The 13,558-nt window shown below is 60.7% G+C and carries 10 protein-coding genes and 1 riboswitch; of the genes, 6 read left to right on the top strand and 4 right to left on the bottom strand.

Translation table 11 applies throughout. From position 1 onward, the window contains the following. Positions 1–204 precede the first annotated feature (204 nt). Positions 205–1,023: a M48 family metallopeptidase gene (locus ACTJK9_RS20100; protein WP_039766290.1), complete on the top strand. Its 819-nt coding sequence runs from the start codon at positions 205–207 to the stop codon at positions 1,021–1,023. A gap of 44 nt (positions 1,024–1,067) precedes the next feature. Here the strand turns inward: ACTJK9_RS20100 and ACTJK9_RS20095 are convergent, their stop codons facing one another. The 3 genes from ACTJK9_RS20095 to ACTJK9_RS20085 all read right to left on the bottom strand — a co-directional run bounded on the left by ACTJK9_RS20095 (position 1,068) and on the right by ACTJK9_RS20085 (position 3,901). Beyond that, a complete protein-coding gene (locus ACTJK9_RS20095) occupies positions 1,068–1,652 on the bottom strand; it encodes a TMEM165/GDT1 family protein (RefSeq protein ID WP_007956837.1) in 585 nt (194 codons plus the stop codon). A gap of 87 nt (positions 1,653–1,739) precedes the next feature. Next, positions 1,740–1,864, bottom strand: a riboswitch (yybP-ykoY riboswitch). A 39-nt stretch (positions 1,865–1,903) separates the two neighbouring features. Continuing rightward, positions 1,904–2,902 (bottom strand): class I SAM-dependent methyltransferase, encoded by a 999-nt coding sequence (locus tag ACTJK9_RS20090; protein ID WP_085613380.1) that lies wholly within the window; start codon positions 2,900–2,902, stop codon positions 1,904–1,906. 33 nt (positions 2,903–2,935) lie between these two features. Further along, on the bottom strand, positions 2,936–3,901 hold the full coding sequence (locus ACTJK9_RS20085) for a 2-hydroxyacid dehydrogenase (RefSeq protein WP_440815685.1): 966 nt from the start codon (positions 3,899–3,901) through the stop codon (positions 2,936–2,938). Between the two features lie 91 nt (positions 3,902–3,992). Here ACTJK9_RS20085 and ACTJK9_RS20080 point away from each other — a divergent pair, with 91 nt between their 5' ends. From ACTJK9_RS20080 to ACTJK9_RS20060, 5 genes are all read left to right on the top strand, one after another. Beyond that, positions 3,993–4,622 carry a LysE family translocator gene (locus tag ACTJK9_RS20080; protein ID WP_440815682.1) on the top strand — a complete coding sequence of 210 codons (630 nt, stop codon included), beginning with the start codon at positions 3,993–3,995 and terminating at the stop codon, positions 4,620–4,622. A 156-nt stretch (positions 4,623–4,778) separates the two neighbouring features. Continuing rightward, positions 4,779–6,461, top strand: a complete 1,683-nt coding sequence (locus ACTJK9_RS20075; protein ID WP_085613377.1) for a fatty acid--CoA ligase — start codon at positions 4,779–4,781, stop codon at positions 6,459–6,461. Between the two features lie 319 nt (positions 6,462–6,780). Further along, complete coding sequence (locus tag ACTJK9_RS20070) at positions 6,781–8,670, top strand: DUF1302 domain-containing protein (protein ID WP_064383978.1); 1,890 nt, start codon at positions 6,781–6,783, stop codon at positions 8,668–8,670. 27 nt (positions 8,671–8,697) lie between these two features. Next, entirely contained in the window at positions 8,698–10,062 is a 1,365-nt protein-coding gene (locus ACTJK9_RS20065) for a DUF1329 domain-containing protein (RefSeq protein ID WP_440815680.1), read from the top strand. Positions 10,063–10,249: 187 nt separating this feature from the next. Then, positions 10,250–12,985, top strand: a complete 2,736-nt coding sequence (locus tag ACTJK9_RS20060) for a LuxR C-terminal-related transcriptional regulator (RefSeq protein WP_221398078.1) — start codon at positions 10,250–10,252, stop codon at positions 12,983–12,985. Between the two features lie 98 nt (positions 12,986–13,083). Here ACTJK9_RS20060 and ACTJK9_RS20055 read toward each other — a convergent pair. Continuing rightward, positions 13,084–13,558: type I secretion C-terminal target domain-containing protein (locus ACTJK9_RS20055; protein WP_440815677.1), on the bottom strand; the 475-nt coding region annotated here is incomplete at its 5' end.

Here is a 13,558-nt window from a genome sequence, read left to right as displayed (position 1 = left end):
TGAGGTGCGGAGCAAGTGATTACAGCCGGATGTCGCAAATGGACCAGTGCACGACGCAGTTGCAGCGGGCTCGGCGGTGGATGTGAATTTTTTCCTGCAGGGCTGGCGGGCATGTTCTGAAAACAGGTGCAACACGTCCGTTGTATCTGGCGCCGATACAATTACCCGCCTAGGATACGCGACAGGTTTTCAGGGAGCTTTTGAATGAACAAGACATTGGTTGTAAGTGCACTGAGCGCAGCGCTGTTGCTGGCCGGTTGTCAGTCGGTCAACACCACCAGCGGCGGTGCCGTGGGCGTGGAACGCAAGCAGTACATGTTCAGCATGCTGTCCTCGCAAGAGGTCGACCAGATGTATGCCCAGTCCTATCAGAAGACCGTGGGCGAAGCGTCCAGCAAAGGTGTGCTGGACAAGACCAGCAACGATGCCAAGCGTGTTCAGGCGATTGCAAACCGTCTGATCGCTCAGGCACCGAACTTCCGCCCGGACGCTGCGCAGTGGAAATGGGAAGTCAACCTGATCAAGAGCGACGAGCTCAACGCCAACTGCGGTCCTGGCGGCAAGATCATTTTCTACACCGGGCTGATCGACAGCCTGAAACTCACCGACGATGAAATCGCCGCAGTCATGGGCCATGAAATCGCCCACGCCTTGCGCGAGCATGGTCGTGAAGCGATGTCCAAGGCCTATGGCATCGAAATGGCCAAGCAGGGCGCCGGTGCGTTGCTCGGCCTGGGTCAGGACAGCCTGGCGCTGGCCGATACCGTGGCCAACTACGGCATGACCCTGCCCAACAGCCGCGCCAACGAGAACGAAGCCGACCTGATCGGTCTGGAACTCGCCGCGCGTGCCGGGTACAACCCGAACGCCGCCATCACTTTGTGGGACAAGATGAGCAAGGCCTCTGAAGGCGCGCCGCCGGAGTTCATGAGCACTCACCCGTCTTCCAGCAGCCGCACGGCTGCGTTGCAGGCGGCGATTCCGAAGGTCATGCCGCTTTACGAGAAGGCGCCCAAGTCCTGAAGCCATGATCGCTCCCGCACTCAATGCGGGAGCGATCTGCCGGATCAAACCCAGCCGCTGCTCTGCATCGCCTTGTACACCGCGACAATCGCCAGGATCAGGAACGCCGAGGCCGCCAGTCGACGGATCAGGGTCAGCGGCAGTTTCTCTGCCGCAAAATTACCCGCCAGTACCACCGGCACGTTCGCGATCAGCATGCCCGCCGTGGTGCCAATAATCACCAGCCACAGCTCCGGGTATTGCGCGGCCAGCATCACGGTGGCGATCTGAGTCTTGTCGCCGATTTCCGCAAGAAAGAACGCAATCAGCGTGGTCAGGAATGGCCCGAACTTGCGGGCGGTGCTGGCTTCATCGTCATCCATCTTGTCCGGCACCAACGTCCACAGGGCGGTGGCGGCGAAGCTCGCGGCAAGAATCCAGTGCAGGACCGAATCGGAGAAGAAACTGCCGAACCAGGCGCCGACCGCACCGGCTGCCGCGTGGTTGGCCAGGGTCGCAGCGACGATACCGGCGATGATCGGCCAGGGTTTGCGAAAGCGAGCGGCCAGAATCAGCGCGAGCAGTTGCGTCTTGTCGCCGATTTCGGCCAAGGCAACGATTGCGGTGGGAACGAGTAACGAGTCCAGCATCAGGATTTCCTAAGGGGCGGGTCGACACGGCTATGACACGTACAGCCTTCCCGCCCCGGGTAAGGTGTGCGTGTCATAGGTCTTGTCAAACCCTGCGATCCGTCTGCTGCGGACGCTTGGGTCGCATACGCCATGATCTGAGGATCAAGTATGTTGACGTATGCCGGACGAGCATGGCGCTCGTGGGAGACTACTCCCCTAGGACGGAGCGGATTCTGCCTAGGCAGAATCCATTCGGCAAGTGCTAATTTTCAGCCGCGCTTGGCCCGGTAAATCCGGAATCCATTGCCTTCGGCCTTGATCGCACAGACCCCGAGATGCTCTTCGATCAGCGGTTGATATTTCAGGAAGCTGTTGGCAACCAAGCGAAGTTCGCCACCGTTTTTCAGATGTTTGGCCGCTTTTCGTAGCAAGTTTTCGGTAGCGAAATAGTCGGTATGCACACCGACATGGAACGGCGGGTTGCTCAGGATCGCGTTCAAACCCATCGGCGCGGCGTCGATGCCGTCACCGGTCAGCACTTCGGCTTCCAGACCGTTGGCCGCCAGGGTCAAACGGCTGCTGGCGGCAGCGAAGGCATCAACGTCGAGCAACGTGACCTGATTGTGCGGGTAACGACGCTTGACCGCCGCACCCAGCACGCCGGCGCCGCAACCAAAGTCCAGCAGATGGCCGCTCGGCAGTTTGTCCAGATGTTCCAGCAGCAGGGCGCTGCCGCGATCCAGTCGGCCGTGGCTGAATACGCCTGGCAGGCTGATGACTTTCAACGGACCTTCGGCCAGCGGCAGTTCGTAGGTCTGCGCCAGGCTTTCCAGCGGTTTGGCTTCGGGAGCGTTGGCCACCGTCACTTGCCACAACTGGCAATGGCGCGCGCTGTCGAGCTTGCGCGGCTTGCCGAACGGGTTGAGCTGTTTGGAGGCGCCTTCGATACCGCTGCGTTTTTCCCCGACCAGATACACCTCGCGCCCGGCCAGGCGTGAAGCCACGGCATTGAGGATGTAATCGGTCAGGTCCTTGGCCTTGGGCAGGAACACCACGGCGTTGGTGAATTCGCGCTCCGGCACGTTCACGCCAAAATGGCTGCGGCCTTCGAAACGCGCATCGAGTGCAGCCTGGTCGCCGGCGTGCCAGCACCAGCCAAACGCCTCGGGCAGGCGCCCCAAAAGATCATCGGCAGGCAAACCGGCCAGCAACACTGAACCCTGGAATAACTCGGCCTGACGAAGCAGTACTTCACTGCGCGGATCCATAACTGCTCCTGTGAAAAAAAGTGCCGCAGTTTATCAACTGACGACCCGCAGCGCCTTACCGCTGTAGAACGCCTGGGTGTTTTCCACCAGTTGGCCGACGATTCGCTGCCGCGCTTCGCGGCTGCCCCAGGCGTTGTGCGGGGTAATGATCAGGCGCGGGATGTCGGCGGCCAGCAGCGGATTGCCTTGGGTCGGCGGTTCGACGCTCAGCACATCGGTGGCCGCGCCGCCCAGATGACCGCTGCGCAGGGCATCGGCCAGGGCCTGTTCGTCGATCAGTCCACCACGGGCGGTGTTGACCACGAAAGCGCCGGGTTTCATCGAAGCGAGTTCGCGGGCGCCGATGAAGTGCCGAGTGTGTTCGTTGAGCGGGCAGTGCAGGGTGAGGGCGTCGATCTGCGGCAGCAATTCTTCCAGCGGCAGACGATCCGGACGGGCCGGTCGCCCCGGAATCTGCCCCAGCAACACGCGCATGCCGAAGGCTTCGGCCAGACGCGCGACCGCGCCGCCGAGTTCGCCGTGACCGAGCAAGCCAAGGGTTTTGCCTTCCAGCTCAACGATCGGGTAATCCAGCAGGCAGAACTGTTTCGCCTGCTGCCAGCGACCGTCACCGACGGCTTTTTGATAATCGGCCAGGCGCGTGGCGAGGTTGAGCAGCAGCATGATCGTGTGCTGCGCCACCGACGGGGTGCCGTAGCCCTGGCAGTTGCACACGGTGATGCCGTGGGCGCGGGCGGCGGCCAGATCGACGTTGTTGGTGCCGGTCGCGGTGATCAGGATCAGTTTCAGTTGTGGGTTGGCGGCCATGGCGGCAGCATCGATCAGCACTTTGTTGCTGATCGCCACGGTTGCACCTTGCAGGCGCTCGGCTACCTGCGCAGGCAACGTCTGGGCGAACAGTTGCAGATCACTGAAGCAGTCACGCAAAGGGCTCAGATCGAGATCGCCAAGATCCAGCGAAGGGTGATCGAGGAATACGGCGCGGTGGGCGTTCGTCATCAACTGTACCTGTCGTGCTTTGAAGGGAAGGCGTAATCTGCCGAGCCTACCAGATGAAACAACTCGTTACGCTTGGCCGAAAGGAGCCCCCATGTACTGGACCGAATTCTTGACCGTTGCCCTGATTCACCTGCTGGCCGTCGCCAGCCCCGGTCCTGATTTTGCCGTGGTGGTGCGCGAAAGCGTGACCCACGGTCGACGCGCCGGGACCTGGACCGCGTTGGGCGTGGGCACGGCGATTTTCCTGCACGTGGGTTATTCGCTGCTGGGGATCGGTCTGATCGTTTCTCAATCGATCGTGCTGTTCAACGCCTTGAAATGGGCAGCCGCCGCGTACCTGCTGTACATCGGCTTCAAGGCCCTGCGCGCGCAACCGGCGAACACCGTGAGCGATGATCTGCACAAAGAGGCCGGCGAGCGCACCGCCCGTGGCGCGTTCACTTCGGGTTTCGTGACCAACGGCCTGAACCCGAAAGCCACGCTGTTCTTCCTGTCGCTGTTCACCGTGGTGATCAACCCGCACACCCCGCTGACAGTCCAGGCCGGTTACGGCATTTATCTCGCCGTTGCGACCGCCACCTGGTTCTGCCTGGTGGCCATGTTGTTCAGCCAGCAACGCGTGCGCGCCGGTTTCGCCCGCATGGGCCACTGGTTCGACCGCACCATGGGCGCGGTGCTGATCGCCATCGGCGTGAAACTCGCGTTCACCGAGATGCATTGATCCTTCTGCGCTGTCATCTGTTTCGGCAAATGCTGGCGCAAAGCTAGCATTTGTACGGCTCTGCAAATCATTCCTTTGGCTGATTTGGCTGACGTATAACGGTTCTAGAGTACGAAACTCCAAAGCCAACACCGTGCAGTCAGAAAAGGGATTCTTATGTTGCAGACTCGCGTCATTCCGCCCGCCGAAGGGGCGTACCAGTATCCACTGCTGATTAAACGGCTGCTGATGTCCGGTGCCCGTTACGAGAAAACCCGCGAGATCATCTACCGTGACCAGCTGCGCTACAGCTACCCGACCCTGATCGAGCGGGTCGCGCGGCTGGCCAACGTGCTGACGGCGGCCGGGGTCAAGGCTGGTGACACCGTGGCGGTGATGGACTGGGACAGCCATCGCTACCTGGAGTGCATGTTTGCGATTCCGATGATCGGCGCGGTGATCCACACCATCAACGTGCGCCTGTCGCCGGAACAGATCCTCTACACCATGAACCACGCCGAGGACCGCTTCGTGCTGGTCAACAGCGAGTTCGTCGGGCTGTACCAGGCCATTGCGCCACACCTGACCACGGTGGAGAAAACCCTGCTGCTGACCGATCTGCCGGAAAAAACCGCCGATCTGCCGAATCTGGTCGGCGAGTACGAGCAACTGCTGGCGGCCGCGAGTCCGCAGTACGACTTCCAGGATTTTGACGAAAACTCGGTCGCCACCACGTTCTACACCACGGGCACCACCGGCAATCCGAAGGGCGTGTATTTCACCCATCGGCAACTGGTGCTGCACACCATGGGTGTGTCGACCATCATGGGCGCCATCGACAGCGTGCGGTTGCTGGGCACCAACGACGTGTACATGCCGATCACCCCGATGTTCCACGTGCATGCCTGGGGTCTGCCGTATGTGGCGACCATGCTCGGGCTCAAGCAGGTTTATCCGGGGCGTTATGACCCGGAATTCCTGGTCGAGTTGTGGCGCAAGGAAAAGGTCACGTTCTCCCACTGTGTGCCGACCATCCTGCAGATGGTGCTCAATGCCAAGGGCGCGCAGGGCACCGATTTCGGCGGCTGGAAAATCGTCATCGGCGGCAGTGCGCTGAACCGCACGCTGTATGAAACGGCCAAGAGCAAAGGCATTCAGCTGACGGCTGCTTACGGCATGTCGGAAACCGGGCCACTGGTTTCGTGCGCGCATCTGAATGATGAGTTGATGGCGGGCACCGAAGACGAGCGCACCACCTATCGAATCAAGGCCGGCGTGCCGGGGCCATTGGTCGAAGCGGCGATCGTCGATACCGAAGGCAATTTTCTCCCGGCCGACGGCGAGACCCAGGGCGAACTGGTGCTGCGCGCACCGTGGCTGACCGAAGGCTATTTCAACGAACCGCAGAAGGGCGCCGAGCTGTGGGCCGGCGGCTGGCTGCACACCGGCGACGTGGCGACGCTCGACGCCATGGGTGTGATCGACATCCGCGACCGGATCAAGGACGTGATCAAGACCGGCGGCGAATGGATCTCCTCGCTGGACCTCGAAGACCTGATCAGTCGTCACATCGCGGTACGTGAAGTAGCAGTGGTGGGGATCGCCGATCCGCAGTGGGGCGAGCGTCCGTTTGCCTTGCTGGTGGTCCGCGAAGGGCATGCCATCGGGGCACGCGAGCTCAAGGAGCACCTCAAGCCGTTCGTTGAACTGGGGCACTTGAGCAAGTGGGCGATACCAAGCCAGATCGCGCTTGTTACTGAAATTCCCAAGACCAGTGTCGGCAAACTCGACAAGAAGCGCATCCGCCTCGACATCACTGAATGGCAGGCCAACAACAGCACCTTCCTCTCGACGCTTTGAGCGTCCGCTGGNCCAGACCCACCAAGCAAGCGCTTGGCTTGTGAAATTCGAATTTTCAGCCATCCTTGCCGTGCCGACATGTGTCGGACTGGCGAAAGGACTGTTCCAGAGTGGCCGGCAGCTGCAAATCACACTTTAGAGGGATCAAGCAGTACCACCTGCTGGCTATAGTCCGCTCAAGGATTTTTAAGAACGGGGCACACGCACAAACGGGGCGATGCAACATTGAAGCGATTTCGGGAGGCCGCTGGCACCCGGTCCTTCAGGCGTTTTTAAAAGTACTCACTGCCATAACAATAATGCACATGGAGTAGCGTCGATGACCTCAGTAAACCAGTTCTGGCGCCGGGCAAAGCTGCCTCTGGCCGTCAGTCTTGCTTCTTCGCTCGCCGGGCCCGCATTCGGCGTCAGTTTCAACGTCGGTGAAATCGAAGGCCAGTTCGACTCCTCCCTGTCGATCGGTGCCAGCTGGTCCACCCAGAGCCCGAACAAGAACCTCATCGGCGTCAACAACGGCGGTCACGGTCTGTCCCAGACTTCCGACGACGGCCATGCCAACTTCAAGAGCGGCGAAACCTTCTCGAAGATCTTCAAGGGCATTCATGACCTCGAACTGAAATACGGCGACACCGGCGTGTTCGTCCGTGGCAAGTACTGGTATGACTTCGAACTGAAAGACGAGAGCCGCGAGTTCAAGGACATCAGCGACAGCAACCGCAAGGAAGGCGCCAAGTCCGCCGGCGGTCAGATCCTCGACGCCTTCGTCTACCACAACTACGCGATCGCCGATCAGCCGGGCTCCGTGCGTCTGGGCAAACAGGTGGTGAGCTGGGGTGAAAGTACCTTCATCGGCGGCGGCATCAACTCGATCAACCCGATCGACGTTTCCGCTTTCCGTCGTCCGGGCGCCGAGATCAAGGAAGGCCTGATCCCGGTCAACATGTTCTACGTGTCCCAGAGCCTGACCGACAACCTGTCGGCCGAAGCCTTCTATCAGCTGGAGTGGGACCAGACCGTCGTCGACAACTGCGGCACGTTCTTCTCCCAGCCGGACATCATTGCCGACGGTTGCACCGACAACCTGCGCGTACTGAACAAGCGCTCGCAGATCCCGGCCATTGCCCTGGGGCCATTGGCGGCCAACGGCGTCAACGTCAATGAAGAAGGTGTGCTGGTGCCGCGCGGCGCCGATCGCGATGCGCGGGACAGCGGCCAGTGGGGCGCGTCCCTCAAGTACATGTTCGAACCGCTGGACACCGAATTCGGTGCCTACTTCATGAATTACCACAGTCGTGCGCCGATCTTCAGTGCCACCGGCGCGCCGCAATCGGTCTACAACGGCGTAGCTGCATTGCCAGGTCCGTTTCAGGCACTCGGGCCTCTGTTGGTTGCCGGCAATTCGAAGTACTTCGTCGAATACCCTGAAGACATCCGCCTCTACGGTCTGAGCTTCTCCACCACCTTGCCTACCGGTACGGCGTGGAGCGGTGAGATCAGCTATCGCCCGAATGCACCGGTGCAACTGAACTCCACCGACATCCTGTTCGCCGGTGTGCGTCCACTGGGTGGCCCTTACGCCAACGCATCGCTGCTCAATGGCGTGCCGGGTCAGGATCTGCATGGCTACGAGCGCAAGGAAATCACTCAACTGCAAACCACCTTCACGCACTTCTTCGATCAGGTCATGGGCGCCAGCCGTCTGACCCTGGTGGGTGAAGTGGGCATGACTTACGTGGGCGGTCTGGAAAGCCGATCCGACAAGCGCTATGGCCGCGATCCGGTCTATGGCCCGGGCGAGCTGCCAGCCACCGGTACCACCAACACCTGCGTCAACATCCTCAACAACGGCACCATCAACGGCGCCGGACCAGGTTCGCCGCAGAACAACCGCAGCCGCAATTGCGACAACGACGGTTTCACCACGTCGATGTCCTGGGGCTACCGCGGCCGTGCAATCTGGGAATACAACGATGTCTTCGCCGGCGTGAACCTCAAGCCGAACGTGGCCTGGTCCCACGACGTCAGCGGCTACTCGCCGGGCCCTGGCGGCAACTTCGAGGAAGGTCGCAAGGCCGTCAGCCTGGGCGTCGATGCCGAGTACCAGAACACCTACACCGCGAGCCTGGCTTACACCAACTTCTTCGACGGCAAGTACACCACCGTGGATGACCGCGATTTTGTGGCGCTCAGCCTCGGCGTGAACTTCTAAGCACTGCATTTCAGGACGAACGAATTTATGAAAATAACAAAGAGTCTGTTCCACGCCGGTGTTCTGGGCCTGTCGCTGCTGGCGACCGGTGTCATGGCGGCGGTGCCTGCCGCCGAAGCGGACAAGCTGGGCAAGAGCCTGACCCCGATGGGCGCCGAAATGGCCGGCAACGCCGACGGCTCGATCCCGGCCTGGAAACCGATGTCGAAAAATGCCGGCACCGTTGACAGCAAAGGTTTCCTGTCCGATCCGTACGCCAGTGAGAAACCGCTGTTCACCATCACCAAGCAGAACGTCGATCAGTACAAGGCCAAGCTCGCGCCGGGCCAGTACGCGATGTTCCAGCGCTATCCTGACACCTTCAAGATGCCGGTCTATCCGTCCCATCGCGGTGCCACCGTGCCGGATGCGGTGTTCGCAGCCATCAAGAAGAACGCCACCACCACGACCCTGGTGTCGGGCGGCAACGGCCTGGAAAACTTCGATACCGCCGTGCCATTCCCGATTCCGAAAACCGGTGTGGAAGTGATCTGGAACCATATCACCCGCTATCGCGGCGGCAGCGTGACCCGTCTGGTGACCCAGGCCACGCCGCAACCGAACGGCTCGTTCAGCCTGGTGTACTTCCAGGACCAGTTCGTGTTCCGCGACAAGATGAAGGACTACGATCCGGCGAACCCTGGCAATATCCTGTTCTACTTCAAGCAGAAAGTGACCGCGCCGGCACGTCTGGCCGGTGGCGTGCTGCTGGTACACGAAACTCTCGACCAGGTGAAGGAGCCGCGTTCGGCGTGGGTCTACAACGCCGGTCAGCGTCGTGTACGTCGCGCTCCGCAAGTGTCCTACGACGGACCGGGTACAGCGGCGGATGGCCTGCGTACTTCCGATAACCTGGACATGTTCAACGGCGCACCGGACCGTTACGACTGGAAACTGGTCGGCAAACAAGAGATGTACATCGCCTCCGATAGTTACAAGCTCGACGATCCGAAGCTCAAGTACGCCGACATCATCAAGGCCGGGCACATCAACCAGGATCTGGCGCGCTATGAACTGCGTCGTGTATGGCACGTGACCGCGACCCTGAAGGAAGGTCAGCGCCACATCTACGCCAAGCGTGACTTCTTCATCGACGAAGACACCTGGCAAGCGGCGGTGATCGATCACTACGACGGTCGCAATCAACTGTGGCGCGTGGCGGAAGCCCACTCCCAGGACTACTACAACGTGCAGGTGCCTTGGTACACCCTGGAAACCCTCTACGACCTGCAATCCGGTCGTTACCTGGCACTGGGCATGAAGAACGAAGAGAAGTCGGCGTATGACTTCGGCTTCACTGCCACCACCAGCGACTTCACCCCGGCCGCCCTGCGTCAGGATGGTGTTCGCTAAGCTCCTGTAAATCGAGGCCGCATCCTCGTGAAAACGCCCCGACAGGTTCGGGGCGTTTTTTTTGCTTGCAGTTTTTCCGTAGGCTTTTTGTAGCCATTTGTAGCAACGACCTTCATAACCGCTCCGTTTAAGGCTAGTCTGCGGGCATCTGCTACGCCGCCAACAGCCATACGAACAAGAGCCGGCCATGACTGATCTGTCCCCACTTCCGGGTCTCGCAAGCGTTGCCGTCGCGGCACTGGACGGACGTTTTTTCCGTCCTCCGCTGCCTGATGGGTACGTATTGCGACCACGACTTTGCGAGCGCCTGCAAGCCGGGCTCGGTGGACGTCTGTTGCTGGTCAGCGCCCCGGCCGGGTTTGGCAAAAGCTCGCTGGCCGTGGAGTTCTGTCAAAGCCTGCCGGGTCATTGGCAAAGCCTGTGGCTGGGACTTAGCGCTCGCGACAGTGATCCGGGACGCTTCCTCGAGCGCTTGCTCGAGGGCCTGCAGGACTACTTTCCCGAACTCGGCAGCCGCGCACTCGGTTTGTTGAAAATGCGCCAGCGTCATCAGCCGTTCGCCTTCGAAGAATGGCTCGACGGCTTGCTCGATGAGCTGGCACTGCACCTGCTACCGACCTCGCCGCTGCTGCTGGTACTCGACGATTACCACCTCGCCCAAGGGCCGGTGCTCGATCGTTGCCTGCAATTTTTCCTCAACCATTTGCCCGATGGTCTGCTGGTCATGGTCACTAGTCGGCAGCGCCCGGACTGGCATCTGGCGCGCTTGCGTCTGTCGCGGCAGTTGCTGGAGTTGCATGAGCAGGATCTGCGCCTGACCCATGACGAAGCCCTCACGTTACTCGATCGCCACAGCAGCTCTTTGCGCGGTGAAGCGCTGGAAAGCCTGATCCAGCGCAGTGAAGGCTGGGTGGCGGGGTTGCGATTCTGGTTGCTGGCGATTTCTGAAGCAGGTACCGAATCGGCGTTGCCGCAGGCTTTGAACGGCGGGGAAGGGCTGATCCGTGAATACCTGCTGGAGGAAGTCATCGACTGCCTGCCCGCCGAGGTGCAGGCGTTCCTTTATGACACCGCACCGCAGGAGCGCTTTTGCAGCGAGCTTTGCGATGCTGTGCGCGAAGCCCACGACAGTGCCGAAATCCTGCGTTTCCTGCTGGCGCATCAGGTGTTCCTGGTGCCGCTGGACGAGCACGGTCACTGGTATCGCTATCACCATCTGTTTTCCGATCTGTTGCGCAGTCGGCCGATCACCCGGGCGATAGTCCCGGCCGCCACGCTGCACTTGCGCGCCTGCCGCTGGTTCAATGCCCAGGGCCTGCTGGATGAAGCGGTGGAGCAGGCCCTGCGCGCAGGACATCTGGATGTCGCAGCCAATCTGGTACAGAACCTGTCCGAGGAACAGTTGCTGGCCGAACAGAACGTCGGCATGCTGCTGCGCTGGAAAATGGACTTGCCCGACAGCCTGTTGATCAGCACGCCACGGTTGATCGTTTTGTACAGCTGGGCGTTGGGATTGGCGTGCCAGCTCGATGCTGCCGAAGAACTCGCCAGTCATCTGAGCCGGTTTCTGCCGGCACCCTCGGCCACTGCGCAGAAATCCATGCTGGCCCAATGGCTGGCGCTCAAGGGCATCATCGCCCGTGGACGGGGCCATCGCGAGCAGACCATCGAGTATTGCAGCGAGGCACTGGAAAGCCTGCCGGCCAAGCGTTACGGCCAGCGCCTTATGTGCCTCTCAACCTTATCCAATCTGGCGATTGCCGACGGCGATCTATGGCGTGCACGGGGCCTGAACCGCGAGTCGCTTGAACTGGCGCAGCGCGTCGGCAATCCCTTGTTCGAGGCGTTGGCGCATTACGATCGTGCCCGGGTCCTGCAGGCGCGCGGCGAAATCCTGCGCGCGCTCGATGAAGTGCACCAGGGGCTGGAGCGCTTGCGCGGATTGTCCGCACAGCGTTTGTACGCCGTGCGTGCGCGCCTGACGCTGTATGAGGGGTTTCTGCTGGCCATGCGGTTGCAGCCGCAGGCGGCAAGGGCGCGATTGCAGGCAGGCCTGACGGAAGCGCGGGCCTGCCGTGACATCAGTGTGTTGATCGGCCACTGTGTGATTGCACGACTCGACGGCAGCAGCGGCGATTTCGCCAAGGCCTTCGCCGAGCTGGCCGAGGCCGAACGTCTGATGCACATCTGGGACGTTCCGCCGATCTATTATCTGGCGATGATCACTCTGGTCAAATGTGAGCTGTGGCTGGCCCAAGGGCGCATCGATCTGGCTGAAGCCTGGCTGGCTCGACTGGGCCAGACCTACACCGGTGAACGCGCGGCGGCGCCACCGGAGTTTCATCCGCAGTTGCCGTTGCATGTCGAATTGCAGCGGGCGTTGCTTGACATGATTCAGGGGCAACCGATGCTCGCCGAAGGCCGATTGAACGCATTGCTGGAGAACGGTCAGCAAACCGGGCGGCAGTTGTTGAGTGTGATGGCGTTGACACAGAAGGTGGCGTTGCTGCTGGTGAGCGGTCGAGAAGCCGAGGCCCGCAAAGCATTGGCCCAGGCCATCGATGCTGCCAGTGGCGGGGTGTTGCAGCCATTCGATGTGCTGATCAAGGATCACGCTGACTGGTTGCGAGCGCAATTGTCGCTGACCACTGTGAATCCTGTCGGTCAGCAGTTGCTCGAGCATTTTCCGACTCCAGCGTCGCGCATGGCACAGGACACTTCTATCACCGAACAATTGAGTAGCCGGGAGCTGGCAGTCCTGCGGCTGATTGCCCAGGGCTGCTCGAATCAGGAAATCAGCGAGCAGTTGTTCATCTCGCTGCATACCGTGAAAACCCATGCCAGTCATATCAATAGCAAGCTGGGCGTGGAGCGGCGGACACAGGCGGTGGCGCGAGCCAAGGAACTCGGGGTTTTGAACTAGACATTCGGCGTTATTGACGTAAACAGAAACGCCCCGAATCATCGGGGCGTTTCTGTTTGGCTCCCGACCTGTGAAAACAGGTCGGGTGTCGGGTTGTATCAGGCCACCAGATCGTTGGCACTGAAGCTGTTCACACCCACCAGCTGGATTTCGAAGTCCGCACCGGTGTTACCGCTCACGTTGCCTGAGAGCACGTGATCGATGAACCGCAGTTGGCCCGCGCCAGTGAAGTCGCCCGCACCGATGAAGGTGAAGCCGTTGAAACCGGCGGTCAGCAGGTTGGCATCAAACTTCGTCAGATCGATTTTGTCCCCCTGTGCGCTGTTGAAGTCAGTGATGACATCGCGCAGATTGCCCACTCCACTCTCGTTCCAGTCATTGAACGTGAACACGTCTGCACCGCTGCCACCGGTCAAGGTGTCAGTGCCCAGCCCGCCGATAAGTGTGTCGTTGCCGGCCCCCCCATTGAGCAGGTTGTTGCCGGCATTGCCGGTCAGTACGTTGTTCAGACCATTGCCAGTGCCGTTGAGGTTGGCCGTGCCGGTGAGTACCAGATTTTCCAGGTTGTCGCCC

The organism is Pseudomonas sp. 22082, from assembly GCF_052046055.1.
GTDB lineage: Bacteria > Pseudomonadota > Gammaproteobacteria > Pseudomonadales > Pseudomonadaceae > Aquipseudomonas > Aquipseudomonas pharyngis.
The sequence above is the reverse complement of the archived record's forward strand: the minus strand, read 5'-3'. Positions and strand labels throughout refer to the sequence as shown.

Excerpts from the sequence above, each read along its gene's own strand:
- ACTJK9_RS20100 (WP_039766290.1), top strand. The coding sequence starts at position 205 with ATGAACAAGACATTGGTTGTAAGTGCACTGAGCGCAGCGCTGTTGCTG.
- ACTJK9_RS20095 (WP_007956837.1), bottom strand. The coding sequence starts at position 1,652 with ATGCTGGACTCGTTACTCGTTCCCACCGCAATCGTTGCCTTGGCCGAA.
- ACTJK9_RS20090 (WP_085613380.1), bottom strand. The coding sequence starts at position 2,902 with ATGGATCCGCGCAGTGAAGTACTGCTTCGTCAGGCCGAGTTATTCCAG.
- ACTJK9_RS20085 (WP_440815685.1), bottom strand. The coding sequence starts at position 3,901 with ATGACGAACGCCCACCGCGCCGTATTCCTCGATCACCCTTCGCTGGAT.
- ACTJK9_RS20080 (WP_440815682.1), top strand. The coding sequence starts at position 3,993 with ATGTACTGGACCGAATTCTTGACCGTTGCCCTGATTCACCTGCTGGCC.
- ACTJK9_RS20075 (WP_085613377.1), top strand. The coding sequence starts at position 4,779 with ATGTTGCAGACTCGCGTCATTCCGCCCGCCGAAGGGGCGTACCAGTAT.
- ACTJK9_RS20070 (WP_064383978.1), top strand. The coding sequence starts at position 6,781 with ATGACCTCAGTAAACCAGTTCTGGCGCCGGGCAAAGCTGCCTCTGGCC.
- ACTJK9_RS20065 (WP_440815680.1), top strand. The coding sequence starts at position 8,698 with ATGAAAATAACAAAGAGTCTGTTCCACGCCGGTGTTCTGGGCCTGTCG.
- ACTJK9_RS20060 (WP_221398078.1), top strand. The coding sequence starts at position 10,250 with ATGACTGATCTGTCCCCACTTCCGGGTCTCGCAAGCGTTGCCGTCGCG.